This window comes from Nonomuraea thailandensis (assembly GCF_024172165.1).
Lineage (GTDB): Bacteria > Actinomycetota > Actinomycetes > Streptosporangiales > Streptosporangiaceae > Nonomuraea > Nonomuraea thailandensis.
Window position 1 is genome coordinate 11,147,185 of sequence record NZ_JAMZEB010000002.1, and the last position, 21,426, is coordinate 11,168,610.

Genomic DNA, 21,426 nt, shown 5'->3' on the forward strand with positions numbered 1-21,426 from the left:
ATAGCAACTCGGCAGGACAGGTCAGCCAGCGGTTGCAGCCGATGGGAGACAGTAGCCGCACAGACGAGCGCGTTCGACGTACAGGAGGCCGCTCGGAGCGCTCAGTAAATTCTACTCGGCTTCGGCTGCCCGATCTGTGACGTCTTCGCGAGCCCCACCCTGCCAGACAGACCGCCGCTGCGTGATCGGCGTCGGCTGGCTCGGCCGACGCTTGTCGCGGGCCTCCTGGGGTTCCTGGCCTTCAGCGTCTGGGCGGGTTCCTGGGGGACGGACGGCGCCGCGTCACGATCAAACGCCGCTTCGACGGCGATGCCCACGCCGAGCGTTGCCGGGCGCTCGGTCGCGTCGGCGCCGTCTGTGTCTCCATCGCCTCCAGCGCTGTCTTCGACGACGCCCAGGTCCATCCCCAAGGTGTCGAAGCGCAAGACGCAGTCGTCGAGGCCCCACCGGCGACCGGCACCGCCGGCCCTGCCGCGCCAGCGTCATCGAACTGGGCCGCCGGTCCCGCCCATGAAGACTGTGCTTCCTGCCGACCGCGGGAAGAGGAAGCGGCACAACGAGCCACGCCCCAGAGACAGGAATCCGGAGCTGCCGGAGAGCATCGCGGCATGTGACGAACTGTTCCCGCCTTCCCGTCCCGAGTTCCGAATCCGAAATCGGGCGTGCCACCTTCTCTACGGTTAGCGCGGTTGTTGCGGGGCCGAGGTCAAGAGAAGGGGGCGGAGCTGGCGGGCGAACTCGATGGCATCGGCTTGATGATCCCGCCCCGGCGCTCCCTTGACGATCTGGATGGCCAGCACCTTGGTGCCGTCCTGCGTCCAGGCAAAGGCCTTGGCCCCAACGATGTTTCCGTCCGTATCTTTTATCGCCGCGCTGTAGCCTGGACCGACGCCGCTGGGCAGGGTTACACCCCTATCCCTTGCCTTCCCGTTCTCTAGACTCTGCAACGTCGAAGGGAAGGGATCCTGTAGCTCGACGGTCATCGACGCCTTGTCTCTGATGCTCGGCGATTTGCTGACGACGCAATGCGAGAAGTCGTTCGCCGAGGTTGACCCGCTCGCGTAGAAGTCACTCAACCCGATGGCCCGGCCAATGGCTTGGTTGGAAAGCAGACCGCATTCCACAGGCGGTGTCGTCACGCTGCCGAGCGGGCGGCGATCCGCAGGGGGAGGCGATGAACACCCTGCCGCAGAGATGAGGATGACAGCCAACAAGGCGGAGCCTGACCAGTTTCTCATTCCTCTGCCTCCGGATACGGAGGGACGTCTAACTGGAATCCCTCCCAGACGGCCCGATCGACCTCACGGAAGACAGCGGCGGCTGGAGAGCTCTTCAGCCACTCATCGTAGGCAATCCTCTGTTGCCAAGTCATCTGGTCACGAGGGATGATCTGGCCCTTGGCAAGAAAGTCGCCACCCGACCTCTCAGCGTAGTTCTCGGATGCGTGAGGATGCGCGGAACCTTTTGCTGATTCGTCACCGAACAGCCCGTACCGCATCATCACATTAGCCGTGAGGTCTTTGAAGAGGCGCTGACTCTCACGGAGAGTTTCCTCTCCCTGGCTGCGTGCGGCCTTGCCCTCGGTGTGCTTGATGCTGTCGCTGACAGGGCCTTCCAAATACTCGTAGCCGGCAACGGCCCAGTCTCCGGCTGGGGTAAGTACCAGCTTGAGTGTTCTGGATACGCCATCCTTGAAGGCCTGGCTCCTCTGATCCTTCTGGTCCGCCTCGTTGATGTCGGTCAAATTTCCGGCGTCGACGATGAGGTGGAGCGACTTGCCGAGGGCATTCGCTTGAGCATTGAACAGTTTTCCCGGATTGCTGTTCATGTTGTCGGCAAGTAGCTTCTGGCGATGTGCCGCCTGCTCCTCTTCCGATGCGTCCGGGTGAGTGCTCCGCCATTCGGCGAATTCGGCGTTAACCGCATCGCGGATCGCCTTGCCCTGGGCGTCCAGGACCTTCGTGCTGTACTCGCCGTGTCCCTCTACTGCGATTTTCAGCGCTTGTAGATCCTTAGAGGCCCACGTCATCACGTTCTTGACCGCGCCGCCGTCGAACATGGCTCCGTAAGGCTGCTTGCCAGGGAGGTTCGGGTCAGAGTCCGGCTGCGGATTCACACCCATCGGTTCCGGGAAATCAGAGATAGCCGCTCGATGAACGTCGCCCATGTAGGCAGAGAAGACGCGGGCAGCGTTCTGCTTGGTGTCGGGAAGGTTGGCCTGCGCTCGCGGATCTGACCAGAAGTGAGCCGCCCAGGACGCTATCAAGGCCGACTTGTACCCTCGTGAACTGCCTGGAGGTTGACCGTGGTCGCGGAATCTTGTGGTGGCCGCCTCGATGGCCCGGCCGAGCTCACCGTTGCCGCTGCCCCAGAAGTTGTCCCGCATCAGGAAGGACAGAGGCTTGCGGGCGGGGTCGGTGAAGAAGTCTTGAGCGACCCTGGCGTTGTTCGCCAGGGCGGCTGCGAGGCCGGGCCCGAACTTGATGATGTCCTGCTGCTCGGATGCCGGTTTCTGCGCGTTGTCGAAGACCTTGTTGGCGACCTCGCGCAGGAACGCGTCGTCGAAGGTGCCGTAGCGCAGGAGCTCATCGACCATTCGGCCGCTCATCGGATCGTCGTCGGTCGCAATCAGCTCGTCGATATATGCCTTGGGGAGCTTCATCTCACCGACGCCGCGCGAGGCCGTTCCCAACGTGACGCTGAGAGCTCGCGCCAGACGGTCCATAACGGAGGAGGATGAGGGCTCTGCCCAGTCGTCCTTCAGGGATCCTCGGTGCGCCAAGTAGAAGCGTTCCAGGAGCGCCTTCAGCTCCTTCGGCGGTATCTCCTTGGCCAGGGCGACCGCGAAGTAGGGATCGTGCTGGTGCTTCTCCAGCAGATCCAACGTCTCCTTGGAGAGAGTCCCTCGGCGGTCGGCTACGTCCTTGACCGCCTTGCGAAGCTGGTCGGCGACGGTCTTGGCCGCCGCGGCACCGCTCGCTGGTGAGTTCGAGGCCCAAAGCGTCTCGTCCGCCCAGACGACGCCCTTGTCGAGTCCGATCTTCTGGGTGGAGACGATGAGGTCCAGGCGGCGCTGGAGATCGGGGATGTGCTGGGAGATCTGGAAGGCGACGTCCCTGAGCGTGCCCGGCCCGGACATGCTGGTGCCGATCGAGGTCAGCGCTCTGCCGATCTGCGCGTCCGCGTCCGGCCACGACCGCTCCAGGCGCTTGATCTCGCTGATCAGCTGGGTCATCAGCGCGGGGTCGATGCCGATCCGGTTCGGGGCGGGGCTCATCCGCCGGCCTTTCCCGGCAGGTTCAGGGGTGGTGGCCACAGTCCCAAGGGGTCTGTCGGCTTGGCAGGATCGGGACGTGCGGACTCGACCAGCGCCAGGGCTCGGTTGAAGACGCCTCGATAGGCTGCTTCCCACGCCTGGCAGTCCTCGAGCAGTTTGTCGGCGGCCTTGCCCTTCATCGCGCCGTCTTGGAGCAGGCTGATGAGCTTGCGCACGTCGTTGGTGTGCTGGTCGCATACCTGCTCGATCGTGCGCCGGGCGGCAGCGATCTGTTCCTGGGTCGCCATCATCCTGGGATCCTCTGGATCTTGAGGACGGCTATCTATGGGATCAATGTGACGATAAAGGGCTGCCGTAGCGCCGTCGAGCCGAACTGCTCATACGGCATAAGCTCAACGTTTATCCCGGCTGCTGCGTATCACGCATGATGGCAATCGCCTCGGCCACATCCGCCACCACATGGTCGGCTCGATGTTCGTGTCCTTGCCACGTCCCTTGATCGAGCCAGATTGCGCGCAGGCCCGCAGCCTGTCCGCCTGCGATGTCCGCGACGAGGTTGTCGCCCACCATCCAACCGCCCTCGGCGAGACTGGCTCCGCACCGCTGAGCGGCGATCTGAAAGAGACGAGCATCCGGCTTCCGGATGCCCTCAACCCCTGACACGGCATAACCGTCGACCACGTCAGCGAGGCCGGTTCGTTGGAGTTTGCCGAGTTGGTTGTCGGCCATGCCGTTGGTGACTATCCCGACGCGCCACCCCGCGGCTCGTAGTTCAGCTAACCCCGCCAGAACGCCTGGGTAACACTGCACGAGGTGCGGCATTCGCTGGCGGTAGCCAGCCCATAGTTCTTCGACCGGTTCCGGCAGCGCGAAGTGCTTGCGCACCTTGTTGAAGAAGACGTCTCGGTGAGGGTGAACGCCTTGATCCAGGGAGATGAGCCAGGCAATGTCTCCAGACTTCAGGTGATGGTGCTCGGCGAACTCCTCGGCCCACCGGAGAAACGCAGCGTCAAGGTCGATGAGCGTTCTGTCAAGGTCGAAGAGGCCGAGGTGCTGTACGGTGTCGATCATAGATGTGAGGAGAGTTCGCGGAAGTCTAGCGCGTCTGGCCGAGGTACAGGCGGTACCCAAGATCCGAGTGTCAGAGTAAACCCACGTAACCCACGCCGCGTCACACCACTGTGGCGTTCACGTGGGACATGCTTATTGCTCCTGGTGCGGCCCTTGCTGGGGTGGGATTGACCTTGTACGCAACGTCATTCCGAGAGAGAGTCCAGTTCGAGCGCCAGCGTGCGACAGCTCTGATCAATCGGCGACGAGATACCTACGCCGCCTTCCTCTCGGCCTCGGACGTCATGACCCAGCGTGTGAGTCGGGTACTGACGGACATGCGCCTGGGCGCCTGGGGCGAACGGGATCCAACTGAAGCAGAGACCGCAAGCTTTCAGCTGGCGGTTGACCAGGTCGCGGAACTAAGGCGTGCGAGATCCGTCCTCGAGTTGGATGGCGCTCATGAGGTGGTGCTGTCAGGTCTCGAACTGTACGCCGCCCATGCTCGCGTCGATGCCATTCTCGAACCGGCGCTCAACCGGAAAGGCGATGTCGATCTTAAACAAGCAAGCGACGCCATGGCCAAGATCGACGAAGCCCGAAGCGCCTTCGTCGCGTGCTGCCGAGAGCAGATAGATCGGTCATAGTGCGGGCGGTGATTGTACCGACTGTCGAGCACCTACTGCGGCGCAACTATGGAACCTTTGCCTGGCTTGGTTGTGATTAGTCCCCGGCCCCTGAGCGCCTCCATCGCCTTCCGCACAGTGACGCGAGCGACATCGAACTCCTCCTGCAGCTTCACCTCGGAGATCAAGGCAAGCGGCGGGTAGGTGCCGTTGTCGATGCGCTCTGCGACGACATTAGCTATCTGCTCCCACTTGTAGAGCCTGGGGTCCCACTCGATCACAGGACGACCTTACGTATCCATGGACCTTTCGGCATAGAACAGGCATGGCTAAGAATTCTATAGACAGGATAGGACAGGTGAAGCTAGGTTTGTGGCATGGCGCTGGGGCGACGGTCCAGGACCTCTCCGGGTGAGGCCCTTACGGTGCGGTCCTGCCTGCCGCCCATAGGGCGCACAGAACGACTGGAGCTGGCCCTTCGTCCCCAAGGCCTGTTCATTGATTGCGATCTCCGCGGGCACCATGTGGTGCGACGTCGGCGATTGCGCGCCATGAAGGATGGTGAGTCCCTGTGGTTGACGATGATGACTTCCACGGCACGCACCCCGCTTCGCCTCGTCCGGACGCGGTGCCGGTGCGGTGGACGCCGGTCCAACGTCGTCCGGATCGAGCCCGTGTCCGGGGATACACCTGCGAATGTCGGTCGCTGGTCTTCGAGGACTGCCGGGCCGGCGGACAGGGATTCATTCGACGGTACGACCGATCCGTCGTCCCGTGGGTCGTCGCAGAGAGCCCACGGGTCAGAGTTGGCGAAGCCGAAACGCTGTGGCGAAAGCTCATCAATGGAGAAGTCAGATGAGGGTTCGCCGCTACTCCGAGAGGACCGAGGGAGGCTCCCTCCAGCCGACTATCGCCCTCCGATGCGGCCTGCTGTACTCCTGACGCTGCGCACTCTCGGCGCCAGGAGAGAACCACCATCCCGAACCCGCACGCGTGAATGCGCGCTACATGCCTGCCCCACAAGGTGGACAGGTAGAAAGAGGATCAATCAGATGCTTACGAGCACCAGGCAGAACGACCGGCCGACCCTTGACCTCATCACCCACTCCCCGGACGGGGAATCCCGGGGAACGCCGTTCCGGGCAGGCGACTTCTTCCCATGTCGCCGACCAAGCACATCCTGTCGGCCACCGACACCCCGGCCGGGGAGGCGCGACCGTGGGGGTTGCGCCACCTTGTCGCGCCGACGCCCATCACTGCCGGGAACCACGGTGGCGGCGGCAGCAACGAGACCAGCGAGACCAGCAGCGATGGAAACGGCCCCAACGAGGAGAAGGTCAAGGACTGAGCTCGTGACGCACACAGTCCTGATCATCACGGACGACTCCGACACGGCAGCCGCGCGGGTCGCGGCTGAACTGGCCGGCCGCGGGGTCCCTGTCGCCACCCTGGACACCGCCGACTTCCCGTCGCTGATCTCGATGGCGACCCGCATCGAGACCGGCAGTAACAGTTGGACCGGCATCGTCACCACCCAGCGCGGGGAGTTCGAGCTGGCCGAGGTGGGCGCGGTGTACAGCAGGCGGCCGACCCAGTTCCGGATGGACGAGCGGATGTCGTCCCCAGAACGGGCCTTCGCCTACGCGGAAGCACGCTACGGCTTCGGCGGCGTGCTGGCCGCACTCCGGCAGAGCGGCTGCTTGTGGGTCAACGACCCCATGGCCGCGGTGCGCGCCGAGTACAAGCCGATCCAGCTCGTCATGGCCGCTCGAGTCGGGCTGAGCGTACCCAAGACGATCACACCAATGATTTCCAGGAAGCGCACGCGTGGGCGAAGGAGCTCGGCAAGCCGTTCGTCTATAAAGCGGTCGGTGGCATCTGGCATGCCGACGAGGGTAAGGTGCGCGTCATCTACACCAAGCCCGTCGACGACCCGGACCAGCTGCTCGATCCGGCCCTGGCCCACACCTCGCAGCTGTTTCAGGAGTGGATCGACAAGGCATACGAGGTGCGGGCTCTCGTCGTCGGTAACGAGGTGCTTGCGGTCCGGATCGACAGCGACAGCGAGCAAGGCAGGATCGACTGGCGCAGCGACTACAACTCGCTCGCGTACGAGCGGGTCGATCTCCCCGTCGAGGTCGAGGAACGGCTGGTGGAGCTGCACGATCGGCTGAATTTGGTCTTCGGCGCCGCAGATCTGATCTGCGACCCGCAGGGCCGTTACCACTTTCTGGAGACCAACCAGAGCGGAGAGTGGGGGTGGCTGGACAAGAAGGCGGGCCTGCCCGTACCGAGGGCTCTGGCCGACGTGCTGCAGAAGGGGCCGGCATGGGTACGCTGACGCCGCCGAACGGCCTCACGGTCCACGAACTGGCAGCAAGTCTGGCCGGCCACCTGCGGGCACGAGGATCGCTCACGGAGCCGCGATGGGAGAGGGCGCTGCGGGACGTGCCCCGGCACTTGTTCGCTCCTGCCGCGGCCTGGTGCACCTCGAACCACGCCAGCGCGCCGAGAGGAAGGTTCGCCCTCGACTATGATCCGGCGGCCTGGTGGGCGGCCGTGTACTCGGACACCTCGATCGTCCTGCAGGCCGACGATGGAGCCGGTGATCCGCTCAGTGGGAAGGGCTTCTTCTCGTCGTCGGTGTCGGCCCCCGGCATCGTGTTCCCCTTCCTGGAGCTGTTGGATCCGCAGGAAGGCGATCGCATCCTGGAGATCGGGACCGGCTCCGGGTGGACGGCGGGCTTGTTGTCGTGGGCTACCGGACCGAACAGCGTTACTTCCATCGAAGTGGATCCGAAGATGGCTGCTCGCGCGGCAGTCAACCTCCGCAAGGCGGGATACACCCCTCATCTGGTGGTCGGTGATGGGATCAAGGGCTGGTCGGAGCAGGCGCCGTTCGATCGCGTGCACGTCACGGTGGGCGTGTCCGACATCCCGATGGCCTGGATCGAGCAGACCCGGCCAGGGGGCGTCATCGTCCTGCCCTGGCACGCCGGCGGGCTCGTCGGTCACCAGCTGCGCCTGACGGTGGTGGACGAGGCCACCGCGGTCGGCCGCTTCCACGGGGCGGCCAGTTACATGATGCTGCGCGAGCAGCGCTACAACTCCAGATGGAGCGGCCATCACCATGAGGCAGCGCACCGTTCCACGACCAGGATCAACCCTCGCACCTTCTGGAACTTGGATCTGGGTGCGCAACTGCTGTGCATCGCCCTGGCTCCCCGAGTCGGCTGGTACGACGTCAGCGAGGACGGCGAGAACTCGCTGCTGCTGTACGAGCTGGACGACCATACCGCCGAAGGCTCCTGGGCGGCTTGCGACCACAAGCCCGGAGCGGCCGAGGCTGAGGTGACGCAGTACGGCGATCGGCGGCTTTGGGACGAACTGTTGTCCGCCTACCGGCAATGGATCTCACTCGGCAGCCCCGGCTATGACCGGTTCGGGCTGACGGTCGATTCGGCCGGCACCCATCTGTGGCTCGATCATCCCAGCGCTCGGATCTGGAAGCTGCAGATCTGACGGCTCAGGCCATCGGATCCGCACCGTCTGGCCGCCATCGGTCGACAGTAGCTTCTGCTGCAGGAGGAGGGGGACGGCGACAGCAGCCGTCCCCCTCCGTGCCCTTCCTTCGAGCCCCGATCCAGATTCTGCTGAACCACCATGTGGGACTGGTTGTGGACGACCGCGAAGCACGTTGCATCGACCATGGCAACGGCATAGGCACCGTGAGCAGGAAGTCTCTACTTATACCCGTCGGGGTCGTCGATCGAGGCGTAGCGTGCCCGGACCGGTGAGGTGATCCGAAGTGCTGCTGGGCCGAGATGGGTTGAGCGCGCTTCAGTAGCCCAGGAGATGGTGGCAGGCGATATTGCGAAGTCGAAACTCCCGCTTGTGAGCGGGGAACAGCTCGTCGCACCGCATCGCGAACAGCGATGGGGTTCCACCGCGCTCGGATGGTGTCAGCGAATCCGGGCGTGGGCCGCTCGGCCCGCGCTTCGATCGAGGACCCGGCCGGGAAGGGCGGCGGTCAGTTGCTGTATTGGCCAGCCGGCGTGGCTGCGAGGGTCTGCGGCGAGCGTGCGGTTCATCAACCTCTTCGCGCTTGTTCGCTACACCCACCTGCTCGATGCCATCGCCTTCGCCTCGTGCTGTGGTCCTACCGTGGGGGAGGGCCAAGGAGACCGGGACAGGGGAAGTGGATTCCGCGCTGGACGGACGCGACGGCAGGGACGCTGCGGGCGCAGCATCACGAGTGAGGTCTGGCAGGGTACTCATGGCACGCGGCGAGGAGTTCTGCCCGTCGGCGGGTGGGACCGGGCCGAGTCCGCCCAGAGCTACCGCACCGGCCATGGCGGCAGCGCCGCCCACCAACAGGAGAATCTTGGCGCCCACTCGTCCTTGCGGCCGCTCAACCTTCTTGCGCATTCCTCGCCCCCATGCACGTGATCCTTTGCGTGCGCAGCGTACGTGCGGCTCCTCGTGCGTCACTGCGGGCTTGGATCTTCCGTAGGGCGGCCCATGACGAACCTTGTTCATGGTGGCGTCGGTGTGCGAAGCCTTGGCCGGATGTCGCGGTGCCGGCCGAGCGTGGAGCGCTTGGCGATTCCGGCTCTACCGGGTTGGCGGTCTGTCAGCAGTCGAGGCGGGATCATGATCCCAAGGAGGCGATAAGCCTCACCCCTATACCTCTTCGTGTTCAGTGTATTACTCTCTGTTGAGAGTGCGGGTGTCGCCATCGAGATCGCGCGGAGGCTGCGATGAGACGTGTTGCCGCAAGAGGTGGTGCTATTGCCATGGTCGGGATGCTGGTGATGGGAGTCCCCGCGACGGCCGAAGCCGCAAGAGGGGTCCTGATCGTCAATGACAGGATCTACTACAACCCGAGCGGCTGCTTCGCGATTGACGATTTGCCAGCGTATGTCTTCAATGACACCAGTCACGTCGCGTTCATCCATGAGGGGTCGAAATGCGACGTAGACATCAATGCGGTGCTCCTTCTAGGTCAGATGGAGATCGCCAAGTCGGGTAAGAGTGTTTTTGTCGGATAGTCCACTTCTGTGGTGCCCGGCGTCCCGGTGTGGACCCGATGCAACCGATGATGCCTTCCATGTGGTGAATATTCGGCGTCTGTCCGGCCGTCTGGCTGCATAAAAATTATCGACCGAGACTGATTATTGGTGATTTGCATCGCGTTTCTCTGATCATCTTGCGTGGAGGAGTTGATATACCGGAACTGACATGACCGGCTCCGCGGGAGGTGCCTGATGATTCGGGAAAACCTTCTCGTAAGGGGCAATAGGGTAGGGCGTTCGAGTTCCATTCGGTACCCTGCCCTGATCGCTGTCACGCTCGGCGTGAGCCTCGGGGCACCGCTTGCAGCGCAAGCAGTTGCCGCTGACTATTGCCCGCCAGTCTCCGAGCAGGCGTATCAGATGTTCGACATCAAGAGTTGGTGCGCCGCTGTCAACGATGACTTCAGGAACGGGCGGCCCGTAGACCTCATCGGGAGCCTAAAGGAACACCGGAAGCGCCCTGCTCCTTCCGCACCTCCGCAGAGCCGATCGGACCAGCCAAGAGTGAGGACCACTCCTTCTCGTCCCTCCGGCGATGAGCGGCTGGATCGAGATCCAGCTCCAGTGAAAACACGTAGGGCTCCGGCGGTTGAGCGAAGGCCAGGTACTGATAACCGGAACAGGACCGAGTTGAGGCGCCAGCATGGGGACCAGATCGAGCGGCCACGGCCAGTCAACCCCGAAGAGAAGCGCGATAGCTCACGCAAGCGGAAGAAGAAGGGTTCTCGGTATCAGGAACGGTCTACTGCGGCGCCACCTCCGGTTTCAAGCATCCCTGCGCCGTCGCCCGTCAGGTCCCGCACGGAACCAGCACCCGGCATGGGTTCTCCTGCGAATCTTCCGGACAAGCACGTCTCCGGTGACACCTGGCCTGTTCCGGTAGGCGGTGCCGTTTTTGCCTTGGTCGTGATGCTGGTCAGCGGTTTGCTGATGCGCTGGGCCCGCGTACGGACCGTACCGAGTCTTACGATGACGACGCTCCCGGCAGGAACTCGCCCGCGTCAGCAGCCGTCTGCTCCTCCACAAGTGCAGCACAACCATGCGTTGGCACCTACAGCGTGTGCGACCAAGGCGATGACCGCGGCGGAACCTTCTGCTGAGGTCGAGGAGCGGAATTGGAGCCAGCAAGAAGCGGAGGTCACACCGAGCGAGCCTCCAACAGCGTCGCCGGTCGCGTGCAAGCCGGCTATTGCGCAGGTGGAGGTGTTCGGCCCCTTGCGGGTGCGAGTAGCGGAGCAGGAAGTTTCCTTCGGCAGGGCCGATGGCCGGGCGCTGCTCGCTCTGCTCGCCACGTCCAAGGACGGCGAATCGTCGGAGTCGTTGATCGCGCGCTTGTGGCCCAGGGACGGGGAGCGGGGCGTGCGCCGGCTGGAGACCGCCATCCGTGACATCAACGGTGCGATGCGCCGGGCGACGGGACTCGGTGCCGAGGTGAAGTTCGTCGTCAAGGCGGAACAACGGCGCAGCTTGCCGCCGACGCACTTCGACGTCGACTGGTGGCGGTTCGAGCAGGCGTATGTGAAGGCCAACACCGCCGATTGCGACTCCGGTCGGCGGGAAGCGCTGCGGCAGATGCTGGACCTGTATCAAGGTCCGTTCCTGGCCGGTCGGGATGACCTGTGGTGCCTTCCCCTCCGTCAGGCCGCACTGAACCAAGCCATGACGGCGGTGACGCAGCTGGCCGAGTTGGAGCGCAAACAGGACCCGGATGGCGCCTTGGGCACCCTGACGTTGGCGGTCAATCGGATCGATCCCCACAGCGAGGTGCTGTGGTGCCAGATCATGACGATCCAGGGCGAGCTGGGACGGTTGCCGGCAGTGGAGCTGACCTTCCGGCAGCTCACCGAGCGGCTGGCCGAGATCGACGCCAAGCCTGGACCCCAGGCCCGGCGCACCTACGAGCGCTTCATCAAGTAGTTGACAGCTTGTCTGGCAACGCGCACCTCTGCGTGGATCACTCCGTCTGGGTGAGTGCCTTCTGGTCGCGAGCCAGGTACGTGGTCAGGACCTCGGCCGGTACGAGGCGAGCAGGCGTGGTGTCGTAGATGCGGGCGAGGAGGCGGAGCGTGTGTGCTGGTGGACGGCGGCCAGAATGGGGCCAGCGCTCGTAGTCGTACAAACGATCTTCGCGCAAAGTTGCTCTGGCGAGGTCGAGGCGGGCGTGGGCGGTGACGACCTGCCTCGCGGTGAGTCCGGCGGCGTAGCGGTAGAGCCGTAGCGGGTTTACCTGGTGGTCGAGGCTGAGGACGATGGCGATCTGATCGATGGTGAAGCCACGCTCGCGGAGCAGGCGGCTCCGGCGTCGGCAGTCGAGAAGCGTCTGATAGCCCTGGCCGGACATGCGGTGTGTTCCTTCCGGTGATGGCGTTGACAAGTGCACCCAGGATGGGGTTGGTGGAGGGTAGGGCGGCTGGGGTGAGCGGCTCAAGTTGCTGTTTGGGGTGGTCGATTCGTCCGGCCTGGCGTGGCCGGGGCTGACGGCGCTGTCGTTGTCGCAGGTCGTTGTTGCTGGAGGCCGGGTGGTTCTGGGCCGCGGGATTGGGGGTGTGAATCGGGCGCGAAGGTGGTTGATGGTGCTGGCCGCTCCCCGGATCGACCGGGGTGTCATCGGAGGGGATCAGCGGTGAACCAGTACTGCGACCAGGAGACCTGCATTCCAGAAGACGGCTTTCGGCATGGAGGGGAGCCGCTGTGCCAGGGGCGGTTGCCGGATCTGCGGCCAGCTCACGTCGTGGAGGGCGTTCGGGCCGGATGCGCCGGAGACGGCCTGGTGTGGCGGCAGGCATTCGCCGGCCGAGGGGATCAGGCCGCGCCCGCGCGTCATCTGGTGCGGCTGCTGCTGCGAGACACGGTCTGGGCGGAGGACGCGGAGTGGGTGGCGGCCGAACTGGCCGGCAACGCGTTTCATCACACGAAGTCCGGTGCGCGGGGTGGGTTCTTCGTGGTGGAGGTGGCACGGACCGCTTCGGTTGCTCGGGTGACGGTGTATGACCTGGGTGTGGGAGCTGTTCCGGACTTCGGCCGAGCGGTGGCCGCCGCCCGGCGGGCGGAGCTGGACCTGAGCGAGAGCGGCAGGGGACTGGCTGGGGTGGCTGCGCTTGCCGATCGGGTTGGGGTGGCGGGGGATCCCGTGTGCGGGCATGCGGTTTGGGCCGAGTTCAGCCTCGTTTCGGGCGGTGCCGAGCTCCGTCAGCGAGTCGGGCGAGACCCGTCAGGTCGTGATCAGGGGTCCGATGAGCACAGCCAGGGCGTCGTCATGGCCGCGAGCGCAGGAGGTGCGAACGGCTTGGACCCTTCGATCGGGCCGCGGAGGGCCTCATAAGCCAGAAGGCGGACCAGGTGTCCGCATACGGGCAGGAGTCGTGGGCGCAGCGTGAGCTGCAGAAGCTGCGGAGAGAGCGCCCGGACTGGGCGTTCTTGGTGGTGCGTAACCGCTGGCTGGCGCTGCGCGGCAAGCACTCGGTCATCGTTGCTGCTGGACCCGCCGCGCTGCGGGCGATGCTGCCCGAGACGAGCGGTGACCGACTCCTGTCCGTCGTGGGGCCAGAGATGGATCACGCCGAGCCCCAGAGAGCGGAGACTGTTGATGTACCCGGGACAGAGCTGATCGGGCCGATGTCGGCTGTGAAGGCCGGGGTGTTGCCCGCGCGCCTGTCCGGGACAGGCACGTGGGTGGCCATTCCGCGCCGGGTCCGAAGGACGGGACGGCGGCCATGGCGATGGCCGTGGTCACGTCGGCGTGCTCGTCACGCGCGAAAGCGTACGGAGTCGCGCAAGCAAGTCCGCGGGCGGAAGGCATCGTATGAGCGGATGGTTGCCCATGGCCGTGGGGTGACTCTGCAACGGCCTGTTGCCCGGTGACCTGCAAACGGCTTGGGATGAGCGCGTGAGGCAGGGCCGAGGCTGGAGGCGCTCGCCGGGGATGTCGGTGTGGAGTTGCGGGTAGCGTTCGTCTGCGCGGTTAAGACCGCTACTCCGGGCAGTGCCGTTTTCCATGGTCAGCGCCTTTCGGGTGGCGCGATGCGCGCCCCGACTCGCCTTAAGGCGACTGGGGAATAGGTGTGTGGGCTCGTTGTGGGTGGTGGTCGGCGGCTTGACTGGCCGGCTGTCTGGTGTCCGCCCGCCTGACTGTTCATCACCGGACATCTTGATGCTTGTGCCTCGGTGCCGGCGTGCACTTGACCGGCGCCCGCCGAGCCGAATCTTTGTCGGTTGTGCCAGGGGTCGTGGGCGTCTGGAGGGGTTGAGACGCCATCTCCTAGCGGGCGTCTCGATCGTCGTCGCAGCGATGGGTAAGGATGATCACCGGGCTGGCGCCGTCGTACATCAGTACCCGTACGGGACCGCAGGCGACTGGCCTGCGAATGTGGGCTGCGTCCACCTCGAGTGCACTTTCCGTCATGTGCATATTTCGTTTCGCCGCCCAGGGCGGGGGTGTCGCTGAAGTCTTCGCGCTTCTTCTTGAAGAGGATGCATCCCCATCGTGGCGTTGATGGTTGGCGAATTTAGGGCGACCCGGTTCCGGTTAGGAAGTCAAGCTTCTTTCGGTGCCTTCTCGCAGAACGGTTTAGCAGCTCACCAATCATTTAGTGAGGACAGCCTCTCCAGCCGTTGCGGTAACCGAGAAATACGTTGCGACCGCTTGCCATGGCCCGACAAGCCGAGACATCGTCGAGCCACACGGAAATCGTCGGCCCCGGAATTCAGGGCCGGAAAATGGAAGGGATGTGCCCGCGATGGCAACTCGCAACCCCGAAACTCGTGCCCCGGAAATCGTTTCTGGCGACACCCTCGAAATCGCCTCCGGCAACGTTGCTGATATGGCCCCGTACGCCACGGACACGGCTGCCACACCGCCCTCCGGCGCGACGGTGGGGGACATGCCGAACGACCGTCAGGAGGCGCTGTGGGCCGCACTGGCGGCCAACCCCGGCGCATCCGCCACGGTGATCGGCGCGGCGGCGGGAATGAGCCGGATGGTTGCAGGCAAGATCCTCAACCAACTCGTGGCCGAAGGACGGGCCCGTAGGGAGATGGGCGGGCACGACGGAACGGGCCGTGGCCGCACCCCCGACCGCTGGTATCCGGCCGTGACCGGCGCCGCGTCGATCGCTGAGCAGGACCACGAGGAGAGTGACCTCCGAGCGGTGCCGGACGACGCCACGGTCATACCCGTCCAGCCCGCCGACGAGATGATCAGCGATGACTCGGCCCAGACGAGCGCCGAGACGGAGGACGCACAAGAGTCCGCTGCGAGCACTGTCTTCCCACAGTCCGACATGGACATGCCGCAAGCAGTCAGAGAGCCCGGCGTCGCGGAGCCGGAGGGCACTCCCGCTCCTGGTGACGGCCAGGTGGCGGTCCAGGATCAGGAGTCTGGAGAGGGCGAGGATGCCCCGGCGGCCGACACGGATCCAGCGCGCGAGCAGGCGCGGACCGAGCTCCTGGAACTGGCCGAGCTGTTCATCGGTGCGGCGACCGCGATAGGGGAGAGCGAGGAGGCGGTGCTGGCTCTGGGCCGGTTGGAGATGGCCATTGCCCGCGCGCCGCAGGTGCACCGCAACGCCCGCGCGGTGCTCACCGGAACCACCCCGGCCCGCTCCTCGGGCAGGGGCGGAGGCGTGGCGGCGGGGAGTTCGATCCGGCACGGTGCGCTGCGCGACCGAGTGCTGGAGCACCTCAACGAGTACCCGGGCAAGGAGTTCACCCCCTACGAGATCGGGCGGGCCCTGGACTCTTCCTCCGGTGCCGTGGCCAACGCCCTGGACCGGCTGGTCAATCTCGACCAGGCCGAGCTGACCTGCGAACGGCCTCGCCGGTTCCGCCTCGCCAGCACGTCCCCCACCTTCTGACGCCCGGCGGAGAGCGGCCTCACATGAAGGTCCGCTCTCCGCCCGGGATCACCTCCTGCACCGGGCACGTACGCCTCCCCTCCCGTGCCGAGGCCCGGCCTCTGTCCCTCCCCCTCACGCCTGTTTCGCGACCTGCCTTTGAAGGAGGCAACTGTCATGGCTCACGAGATCGAGATCTTCGCCAACGGTTCGGCCGGGTTCGCTGCCGCCGCTAAGCCTGGCTGGCACGGGCTCGGCTACACCGCGCCCGGGTCGATGACCGCCGAGGAGCTCCTGTCGAACGCCCAGCTCGCCGGGTGGAACGTGCGTAAGGTGCCGGTCGGTCAGGTGACCGACCCGCTCACCGGGCAGCCGGTCGCCACGGACGAGGACTTCCTGGTGGTGCGTACCAACCCGGTCACCGGTGCGCCGGAACGGCTCGGCCGGGTCGGCAAAGAGTATGAGGTGCTGCAGAACGAGGAGGTGACCGCGTTCCTGCAGACCCTGGTGGATGAGTCGGGGGCGGTGTTCGACACCGGCGGGTCGCTGAACAACGGGCGGCGCATCTTCGTCACCATGCGGCTGCCCGAGCCGCTCATGGTCGGCGGATTCGATCAGATCGACCTGTACCTGGCGGCGTTCTCCCGGCATGACGGGTGGGGGTCGTTCGTGACCGTGGCGACCCCGGTCCGGGTGGTGTGCGCCAACACCGAACGGGCCGCGCTGGCCAATCACGCCTCGAAGTTCACCGTCCGGCACACCGGCCGGATGGCCGGACGCATCGCCGAGGCCCGCGACGCGCTGAAGCTCACCTGGAAGCACGGGGAAGCCTTCGCTGCCGAAGCCGAGAAACTCCTGGCGACCCCGATGGATTTCTCCGAGTTCCGCCAGTTCACCAACGTCCTGTACCCGATCCCGCCGGGTGCGAAGGACCTGGCGCGTAAGAACCGCGAGTTGACCCTGCGCCAGCTGGAGCACCTGTTCGCCCACGCGCCGACGCAAGAGCCGATCCGCAACACCCGCTGGGCCGCCTACAACGCGGTGACCGAGCGGCTGGACCACCGCAGCCCTGTGTTCGGCAGCCGTGACGTGGCGGCCGTGCGGGCGGAGCGGGCCCTGCTCGACGACCACGACCACGCCAAGATCAAGATCCGCGCGTTCCGGCTCCTGGCCACCGCCTGACCCATAGCCGCTGGCTCCGGTACGGCCCGGCGCGGGCCGTACCGGGCACCACGCCGCTACACGGCGGCGTGCCGGAGCCGCCCCCGACGCCGGGCCCATAGCCACATGGGCGACCCGGCCCGGGCCCGGGGCAGCCCGATCAGCCGATAGCCCACCTCACGTACGTCATCGACCGACACCGAAGGAGATCGTCATGGGACGACTCGAAGACCTGGCCGTTCACTACGCCAACGCCGCGCGCTGGGAACTGAGCGAGGCGCTCAACCGCATCGCCACCCTGGACGACGAGGGCACGTTGCACGACAAGGACCTGGGCCGCATCGCCTACGCCTACCAGCGGATGTCGTGGTGGCAGCAAGTCACCGACCTCACCCACGGCCGCGAGGAACCGATCGACGGCGCGACCGCACTGCTCACCGTGCGGCAACGCGCCCAGGACCTGCTGATCAACGCCCGCCCGGTGAACAACGGCGGCTTGTTCGTCCTGGCCATGGCCGAGGCCCGCAGGGGCGGCGCCCGGGCCTTTCTCGACGCGACCGAGAAACTCGCCGACGCGCTGGCTCTCCTAACCGATCACGACGCCCGCCTGGGCGAGGGGACCCCGCCAACCACCTCCGCGACTGAGCAGGCCGACGGGAGCTATCCGTGACGCCATGCGCCAGGTACGGCTTGGAGCCCGCCGATCAGGCGCTCACCCCATAACCCCCACCCCTCACCAAACCCCTGTCACTCCACGAAAGGACGACACACGATGGACAAGTCCCGCCAGCCCGACCCTCTGCCTCCGCTCTGTCCGGTGGGTGGCATCACCCCCGCGAGGGACGCCACTCCCGATCATGAAGAGCAGGCGTGGCCCTCGTGCGATCAGCTGACCACCGAGAAGATCACCGCCACTCGTCACAGCTGCTACACAGCGGCAGCGAAGGCGATCTTCGCCTTGCAGAACGGACAGCGGTTCACCGGCGAGCAGCTGTTCGTCACCGTCTACGCCCAGGCAGCACGCGCCTGGTGGGACCTGGTGGACGAGGAGATCATCGGCAAGAAGCTGACCTCCGACCACGCGCTACGCCGGGTGCGGTCCTGGGCCCGCCACTACCTCACCACAGAACCTCCGGCCGCCCGGCCGGGCACGTTGTTCGATCACGCCCTCGCCCACGCCGCCCGCATGGCCGCCCGCGACTTCCTCAACGACAGCGGCCACCTGCTCACCCAGCACCTCATCCACCAGGCAACCAACCCGGCCACGCCCCCCGACGGGTTCGCCATACCGACCACGCCCGCAACGCCGTGAGCGAGCAGCCGACCGCGCCAGAGCATCCCGGCGCTGGCGACACCTCCGAAGGAAGGGACACCAACATCATGAACATCCCCGAGCAGCATCCCGCCACCGGCGCACCTCCCGAAGGGGCTCCGGCCTCTCTGGAGGCGATCATCGAGCAGGCTCGCAGCGCTCGCCAGCATCACACTGATGATCTGTTCCGGCGTCTGGGTCGGGGCGAGCGGCTGACGGTCGGGCAGATCTACGACACCCTGCACGCGCACACCGTGTGTACCTGGTGGCTGCTGGTGGCCCGGCACATCGAGTACGCCGACAGTGGCGGCTTGCGCCCGTCCCAGGCCGTCGCCAGGTTCATCTCCTGGATCGCCCCCTACGTCACCGATCCCATTCCGCCCGAACCCGCGATGCTCGCAACGGCGTCTCGGGCGGACGTCGAACGCGCACCTGCCCTGGACCACCTCGAGCGCAGCCTGGCACTGATCCGGCAAGACGCCGCCCGCACGTTCCTCGCCCAAGCCAGGACGCTTACGGCGTTCTGCTCGGCGGAGCAGAGCCCTGGCGCTTCGACCGGGCAGGAGACCACGGCATGACCCACCCCGATCGCAGCGGCGAACCCACGACCCCGGCTCCGGAGTCTCCCGCCGCGAACGGCCCGGAGCTGAAGCGGACAGATCGGTCTCGTCTGGAGTTCTTCCAGATACTCGGCTGGAGCTGGGACATCACCACGGCGAAGAAGCTCGCCCAGGGCCGGACCCCGGAGAGGCTGATCGTGACCGAATGGTGGGCGGCCATGCTCAACCTGGTCGCCATCGATGCCGAGCACGCCGCGCGGGTGGATCTGTCCGTGCCGCTGATCGCGGCCACCGTCCCGACCGGCGGCATCCTGATCATTGACGGCTGGCATCGCCTCTGCAAGGCCGTGACCATCGGTCTTCCGGAGCTGCACGCCGTGGTGCTCACCGCCGAGGAGGAACGCGCCTGCCGGATCTGCGGCGGAGAAGAGCCGGTAGCGGAGGAGGACATGGCCGGTAGCGCCTGAGCCGGTGGCGTAGGTGGCATGCCCCGCCCAGCACAGTCAAAGTGTGCTGGCCGGGGCACACCTCCTGCACCACCGGATCAGGCCCGTCCGCCAGGGTCTTTCCCATGACCGGAGGGTGTTCACCCGCCATGATGGGTGCGGCCTTCTTTGGAGTACGTCAGCGTGGGTCTGCTTGCCCGGTGGCCGGGTGAAGCCGACCAGGTCACGGCGCTGGTAGGTGTCGATTCTGACGACGCTGCGGCGGTTGGGGGCGTGGATCATCTGCCCGTTGCCGAGGACGAGGCCGACGTGTCCGGGGCCGTCGGCTTGCATGTTGAAGAAGGCGAGGTCGCCAGGCTGTTCCTGGCCTGCTGGGATGGGTGGTCCATGGCGCCATTGGTCGGCGGCGACGCGGGGGATGGAGATGCCGGCTGCTTGGTAGGCGCGCATGGTCAGGCCGGAGCAGTCGAAGGCAGTCGGTCCTTCGGCGCCCCAAATGTACGGCTTGCCTAGTTGGGCGTGCGCGTAGGCGAGAACGGCGGTTACCTGTTCGCCCGCCATGGGGAGCACGCACGCATTGGTGAGGGCGTCGACGAGGTGCTGGGCGAGGGGTTCCCACCGGGCGTAGGCGTCAGGGTAGGCCGAGCGCTGCACGGCTTGCGCCGCTCGGGTGAGCGGGAGCCGTTCCCACTTGGGGACGTCGGCGAGGCGCCCGTAGAACTGGCGGGCGGCCTGAGCAGGGTCGAGGACCTGCTCACGGGTCCCCCAGCCTTGGGAGGGGCGCTGCTGGAACAGGCCGAAAGAGTCCTTGTCGCCGTACTCGAGATTGCGGAGCCGGGATTCCTGTAGAGCCACGGCGACGGCGATGACTGCCGCTCGGGCAGGCAGATCGCGCGCGTGGGCAACCTGGATGATGAGCGCGGCGTTGCCCCGCTGCTCTTCCACCAAGCTCTCGTCGAAGCCTTGGAGGGCTGGCACGGCCGGGGCCGGACCGCTTCCGAAGGTGCCGCTCCTTGCCGCAGTCAGGCAGGTCGCGCCGCCCAGGCCGGAAGGGCCGAGGAGCATGCTGGTGGCGGCTGCGATGACGGCGATGATGAGAAGCAGGAGGAAGGCGGTGCCGGCCACGGCGTACTTCATCTCGTTCAGCTCCGTTCCGAGGCGGGACCGGTCAGCAGGTCACGTACCGGCTTGCCGGTCGGCTGCGGAAGCTTGCCGGGGCCAGACAGTGCCGAGGTCGGCGAGGTGGAGCCGGGGCCGGTCAGGGCCGAGGGGCAGCCAGACCGGTCCGGCCGGGCCGTCGGCGGTGTGCACGGCGGTGGCCACGGGGACCTCGGTGCTGGCCGCGAGATGTCTGCGGAGGTTGGTTTCCCGGGTGCGGTTGGGAAGCCAGAACAGGACAGGTGTGCTGATGCCGGTGGCCTCGGCGAGGTCGGCATAGCCATGCAGCTTGGCGGTGACCTTGGTGAGGGTCTCGGTGCCGGTGTCGTGCTCGAGAAAGAAGTCGATCTCCCGGTTCTGGTCGGTCCAATGACCGTAGGCGTCGGGGCGGGCCAGGTCGCCCCAGAGCCGGGCGCAGCGCCGTTCGGACCACCATGCCTTCACCTCGGCCTCGGTGCCGGGTTGCCGGGCGTGGTGGTGCAGGTGGGAGAAGAAGTCGTTGACGCCGACCTGATGCCGGAGCCGGGAGGAGACGGCGATGGGGTCGTCTGGGTTGTAGCCGAGTTCTCTGACGGTGACGCCTTTTCGGCTGGCGAGAGCGGCGGCGCCAGCACGGCCGAGAAGCCAGTGCACGGGCTGGGAGCCGGTGCCGTACGGCGCCCAGGGGCGAAAGCGGGTGACGGCGTTGAGCGCGTACAGGGCTCCCAGGCGCTTGCGGGCCGACTGCGGAATGCCGAAGAAGATGCGCTGCAGCTGGTGGGTGGTCAGAACACGGTGCTGGTGCAAATACGCGAGGATGTCGTAGTCGCGGGGGGTCAACCGGGCGGCGAGTGTGGCCAGGGTGACGCGGTCGAGGCGGGGCTGTCCAACGGGCACGGGCTTCGCGGGCATAACGGATCTCCTTCGTGGATGGTCTGCCGTTTCGAGTCG

The 21,426-nt window shown here is 66.0% G+C and carries 22 protein-coding genes and 1 pseudogene; 14 read left to right on the forward strand and 9 right to left on the reverse strand.

Features of this window, described 5'->3' with window-relative positions:
• Positions 1-680: 680 nt before the first annotated feature.
• From HD597_RS55765 to HD597_RS55780, 4 genes are all read right to left on the reverse strand, one after another.
• Entirely contained in the window at positions 681-1,211 is a 531-nt protein-coding gene (locus HD597_RS55765; protein ID WP_253756420.1) for a hypothetical protein, read from the reverse strand.
• Positions 1,212-1,234: 23 nt separating this feature from the next.
• A complete protein-coding gene (locus tag HD597_RS55770; RefSeq protein WP_253756422.1) occupies positions 1,235-3,316 on the reverse strand; it encodes a hypothetical protein in 2,082 nt (693 codons plus the stop codon).
• A complete protein-coding gene (locus tag HD597_RS55775; protein ID WP_253756424.1) occupies positions 3,274-3,567 on the reverse strand; it encodes a hypothetical protein in 294 nt (97 codons plus the stop codon). The genes HD597_RS55770 and HD597_RS55775 overlap by 43 nt, the downstream gene beginning before the upstream one ends.
• Positions 3,568-3,676: 109 nt before the next feature.
• A complete protein-coding gene (locus HD597_RS55780) occupies positions 3,677-4,348 on the reverse strand; it encodes an HAD family hydrolase (protein WP_253756426.1) in 672 nt (223 codons plus the stop codon).
• A gap of 284 nt (positions 4,349-4,632) precedes the next feature.
• Here HD597_RS55780 and HD597_RS55785 point away from each other — a divergent pair, with 284 nt between their 5' ends.
• Positions 4,633-4,974, forward strand: coding sequence for a hypothetical protein (locus HD597_RS55785; RefSeq protein ID WP_253756428.1), 342 nt, complete (start codon positions 4,633-4,635; stop codon positions 4,972-4,974).
• A gap of 32 nt (positions 4,975-5,006) precedes the next feature.
• Here the strand turns inward: HD597_RS55785 and HD597_RS55790 are convergent, their stop codons facing one another.
• Positions 5,007-5,234: a GntR family transcriptional regulator gene (locus HD597_RS55790; protein ID WP_253756430.1), complete on the reverse strand. Its 228-nt coding sequence runs from the start codon at positions 5,232-5,234 to the stop codon at positions 5,007-5,009.
• Between the two features lie 878 nt (positions 5,235-6,112).
• Here HD597_RS55790 and HD597_RS55795 point away from each other — a divergent pair.
• Positions 6,113-6,301, forward strand: a complete 189-nt coding sequence (locus tag HD597_RS55795; protein WP_253756432.1) for a hypothetical protein — start codon at positions 6,113-6,115, stop codon at positions 6,299-6,301.
• Positions 6,264-6,605: pseudogene (locus tag HD597_RS67135) on the forward strand (MvdC/MvdD family ATP grasp protein); the annotation flags it as partial. The gene HD597_RS55795 and the pseudogene HD597_RS67135, both read left to right, overlap by 38 nt.
• A 2-nt stretch (positions 6,606-6,607) precedes the next feature.
• On the opposite strand, the gene HD597_RS55800 reads toward HD597_RS67135, so the two are convergent.
• Positions 6,608-6,838: a hypothetical protein gene (locus tag HD597_RS55800; protein WP_253756434.1), complete on the reverse strand. Its 231-nt coding sequence runs from the start codon at positions 6,836-6,838 to the stop codon at positions 6,608-6,610.
• Positions 6,839-6,853: 15 nt separating this feature from the next.
• Here HD597_RS55800 and HD597_RS55805 point away from each other — a divergent pair, with 15 nt between their 5' ends.
• From HD597_RS55805 to HD597_RS55820, 4 genes are all read left to right on the forward strand, one after another.
• Positions 6,854-7,294: an MvdC/MvdD family ATP grasp protein gene (locus HD597_RS55805; RefSeq protein WP_253756436.1), complete on the forward strand. Its 441-nt coding sequence runs from the start codon at positions 6,854-6,856 to the stop codon at positions 7,292-7,294.
• Positions 7,282-8,475: a methyltransferase domain-containing protein gene (locus HD597_RS55810; RefSeq protein ID WP_253756438.1), complete on the forward strand. Its 1,194-nt coding sequence runs from the start codon at positions 7,282-7,284 to the stop codon at positions 8,473-8,475. The genes HD597_RS55805 and HD597_RS55810 overlap by 13 nt, the downstream gene beginning before the upstream one ends.
• A gap of 1,238 nt (positions 8,476-9,713) precedes the next feature.
• Entirely contained in the window at positions 9,714-10,004 is a 291-nt protein-coding gene (locus tag HD597_RS55815; RefSeq protein ID WP_253756440.1) for a hypothetical protein, read from the forward strand.
• Between the two features lie 1,098 nt (positions 10,005-11,102).
• Positions 11,103-11,945, forward strand: a complete 843-nt coding sequence (locus tag HD597_RS55820) for an AfsR/SARP family transcriptional regulator (RefSeq protein WP_253756442.1) — start codon at positions 11,103-11,105, stop codon at positions 11,943-11,945.
• A gap of 37 nt (positions 11,946-11,982) precedes the next feature.
• On the opposite strand, the gene HD597_RS55825 is transcribed toward HD597_RS55820, so the two are convergent.
• Complete coding sequence (locus tag HD597_RS55825) at positions 11,983-12,369, reverse strand: hypothetical protein (protein ID WP_253756444.1); 387 nt, start codon at positions 12,367-12,369, stop codon at positions 11,983-11,985.
• Between the two features lie 282 nt (positions 12,370-12,651).
• On the opposite strand from HD597_RS55825, the gene HD597_RS55830 reads away from it, so the two are divergent.
• From HD597_RS55830 to HD597_RS55860, 7 genes are all read left to right on the forward strand, one after another.
• Positions 12,652-13,350: an ATP-binding protein gene (locus tag HD597_RS55830; protein ID WP_253756446.1), complete on the forward strand. Its 699-nt coding sequence runs from the start codon at positions 12,652-12,654 to the stop codon at positions 13,348-13,350.
• A 1,405-nt stretch (positions 13,351-14,755) separates the two neighbouring features.
• Positions 14,756-15,880: a hypothetical protein gene (locus HD597_RS55835; protein ID WP_253756448.1), complete on the forward strand. Its 1,125-nt coding sequence runs from the start codon at positions 14,756-14,758 to the stop codon at positions 15,878-15,880.
• A gap of 156 nt (positions 15,881-16,036) precedes the next feature.
• Positions 16,037-17,041 (forward strand): DUF932 domain-containing protein, encoded by a 1,005-nt coding sequence (locus HD597_RS55840; protein WP_253756450.1) that lies wholly within the window; start codon positions 16,037-16,039, stop codon positions 17,039-17,041.
• A 193-nt stretch (positions 17,042-17,234) separates the two neighbouring features.
• On the forward strand, positions 17,235-17,690 hold the full coding sequence (locus HD597_RS55845; RefSeq protein ID WP_253756452.1) for a hypothetical protein: 456 nt from the start codon (positions 17,235-17,237) through the stop codon (positions 17,688-17,690).
• Positions 17,691-17,978: 288 nt separating this feature from the next.
• The gene (locus tag HD597_RS55850; protein ID WP_253756453.1) at positions 17,979-18,332 is read left to right on the forward strand and encodes a hypothetical protein; all 354 of its coding nucleotides are present in this window, start codon (positions 17,979-17,981) and stop codon (positions 18,330-18,332) included.
• Positions 18,333-18,400: 68 nt separating this feature from the next.
• The gene (locus HD597_RS55855; RefSeq protein ID WP_253756455.1) at positions 18,401-18,910 is read left to right on the forward strand and encodes a hypothetical protein; all 510 of its coding nucleotides are present in this window, start codon (positions 18,401-18,403) and stop codon (positions 18,908-18,910) included.
• On the forward strand, positions 18,907-19,359 hold the full coding sequence (locus HD597_RS55860) for a hypothetical protein (protein ID WP_253756458.1): 453 nt from the start codon (positions 18,907-18,909) through the stop codon (positions 19,357-19,359). The genes HD597_RS55855 and HD597_RS55860 overlap by 4 nt, the downstream gene beginning before the upstream one ends.
• Positions 19,360-19,395: 36 nt before the next feature.
• Here HD597_RS55860 and HD597_RS55865 read toward each other — a convergent pair whose 3' ends face one another.
• Both HD597_RS55865 and HD597_RS55870 read right to left on the reverse strand, forming a co-directional pair.
• Complete coding sequence (locus HD597_RS55865) at positions 19,396-20,475, reverse strand: C40 family peptidase (protein WP_253756459.1); 1,080 nt, start codon at positions 20,473-20,475, stop codon at positions 19,396-19,398.
• A gap of 39 nt (positions 20,476-20,514) precedes the next feature.
• Entirely contained in the window at positions 20,515-21,387 is an 873-nt protein-coding gene (locus HD597_RS55870) for a replication-relaxation family protein (RefSeq protein WP_253756461.1), read from the reverse strand.
• Positions 21,388-21,426 lie beyond the last annotated feature (39 nt).

Bases quoted from the DNA above. Each gene is read 5' to 3' on its own strand.
- HD597_RS55775 (WP_253756424.1), bottom strand. From the start codon at position 3,567: ATGATGGCGACCCAGGAACAGATCGCTGCCGCCCGGCGCACGATCGAG.
- HD597_RS55780 (WP_253756426.1), bottom strand. From the start codon at position 4,348: ATGATCGACACCGTACAGCACCTCGGCCTCTTCGACCTTGACAGAACG.
- HD597_RS55785 (WP_253756428.1), top strand. From the start codon at position 4,633: ATGACCCAGCGTGTGAGTCGGGTACTGACGGACATGCGCCTGGGCGCC.
- HD597_RS55795 (WP_253756432.1), top strand. From the start codon at position 6,113: ATGTCGCCGACCAAGCACATCCTGTCGGCCACCGACACCCCGGCCGGG.
- HD597_RS55800 (WP_253756434.1), bottom strand. From the start codon at position 6,838: ATGCCAGATGCCACCGACCGCTTTATAGACGAACGGCTTGCCGAGCTC.
- HD597_RS55810 (WP_253756438.1), top strand. From the start codon at position 7,282: ATGGGTACGCTGACGCCGCCGAACGGCCTCACGGTCCACGAACTGGCA.
- HD597_RS55815 (WP_253756440.1), top strand. From the start codon at position 9,714: ATGAGACGTGTTGCCGCAAGAGGTGGTGCTATTGCCATGGTCGGGATG.
- HD597_RS55820 (WP_253756442.1), top strand. From the start codon at position 11,103: ATGACCGCGGCGGAACCTTCTGCTGAGGTCGAGGAGCGGAATTGGAGC.
- HD597_RS55825 (WP_253756444.1), bottom strand. From the start codon at position 12,369: ATGTCCGGCCAGGGCTATCAGACGCTTCTCGACTGCCGACGCCGGAGC.
- HD597_RS55840 (WP_253756450.1), top strand. From the start codon at position 16,037: ATGGCTCACGAGATCGAGATCTTCGCCAACGGTTCGGCCGGGTTCGCT.
- HD597_RS55845 (WP_253756452.1), top strand. From the start codon at position 17,235: ATGGGACGACTCGAAGACCTGGCCGTTCACTACGCCAACGCCGCGCGC.
- HD597_RS55855 (WP_253756455.1), top strand. From the start codon at position 18,401: ATGAACATCCCCGAGCAGCATCCCGCCACCGGCGCACCTCCCGAAGGG.
- HD597_RS55860 (WP_253756458.1), top strand. From the start codon at position 18,907: ATGACCCACCCCGATCGCAGCGGCGAACCCACGACCCCGGCTCCGGAG.
- HD597_RS55865 (WP_253756459.1), bottom strand. From the start codon at position 20,475: ATGAAGTACGCCGTGGCCGGCACCGCCTTCCTCCTGCTTCTCATCATC.
- HD597_RS55870 (WP_253756461.1), bottom strand. From the start codon at position 21,387: ATGCCCGCGAAGCCCGTGCCCGTTGGACAGCCCCGCCTCGACCGCGTC.